We start from the raw sequence: 890 nt of genomic DNA, 5'->3' as shown, positions 1-890 counted from the left end.
AGTGAGGGCCGGGCCGGGGGCCGAGTGAGGCCCAAGCCGGGACCCGAGTGGGCGACGATGGATCCCATGCCGACGCCCTCCGGAAAGCGCCCCGCGGGTCCCTTCACCCCGCTCGACTTCCAGCTGGTGCTGCTGCGCCGCATGGCCGACCACAATCCGGACCTGGTGGAGGACGCCCGCCGCACGCTGGGCGTCTCCCCCGCGGACATGCGGGAGGCCAACAAGCGCTGGCAGGCGATGGCCCGCTCGCCGCGGTCCCGCTCGGCGGCGGCCCTCTACCACTCCGTCCTCGGTCCCCCCGAGTCGACGACCGCCCGCCGCGTCGGCGACCTGGACTGCGAGGCCCGCCGGTGGCCCGTCCCCCTCTGGCCCGGCCTGCGCTTCGAGGTACTGCTCGCCCCCGACGGCCGGGTCTGGAACGAGTGGCTGGTCCGCGCCCCGGAGGCCGAGGGTCCCGACCTGCGCACCACCGACGACCTCACCCCCTGGTCCTGCACGGTCGACGAGGCGGCCCGCGCCTTCGCCCCGGCGCGCCCCCTGGAGGGCACGGCCCCGACCCGGTGGGGTCTGGCCTTCGAGGCACCGGACGCCCGGGGCGTACGCCGGCAGGTCGTGGCGGAGTTCACCTGGGGCCTGCTGCAGCGGACGCGGATCAGCGGGTAGTGGCGGCGAGGATCGCCTCGGTCACGGGGGCGACGGACTCCGGGTGCAGCCACAGGAACAGGTTCGGCTCGACCAGCTCCAGCTCCATGACGTGCGGCTCGCCGTCCTCCCCGTCCACGAGGTCGACACGGGCGTAGAGCAGCTCGGGAGCACCGGGCACGGCGGCCAGCGCCCTTTCGGCGACGGACAGTTCGGCCGGGGTGGGGGCCCAGGGCCCGATACCGGGG

At 75.6% G+C, this 890-nt stretch carries 1 protein-coding gene and 1 pseudogene; one reads left to right on the top strand and one right to left on the bottom strand.

Annotated elements, in window-relative coordinates:
- Positions 1-66: 66 nt before the first annotated feature.
- Positions 67-663 carry a hypothetical protein gene (locus tag C1I97_RS38050; protein ID WP_441349203.1) on the top strand — a complete coding sequence of 199 codons (597 nt, stop codon included), beginning with the start codon at positions 67-69 and terminating at the stop codon, positions 661-663.
- Here the strand turns inward: C1I97_RS38050 and C1I97_RS38045 are convergent.
- Positions 653-890, bottom strand: a pseudogene (locus tag C1I97_RS38045) (hypothetical protein); the annotation flags it as partial. The gene C1I97_RS38050 and the pseudogene C1I97_RS38045 overlap by 11 nt on opposite strands.

This window comes from Streptomyces sp. NTH33 (assembly GCF_003236365.1).
Classification (GTDB): Bacteria; Actinomycetota; Actinomycetes; order Streptomycetales; family Streptomycetaceae; genus Streptomyces.
The sequence above is the reverse complement of the archived record's forward strand: the minus strand, read 5'-3'. Positions and strand labels throughout refer to the sequence as shown.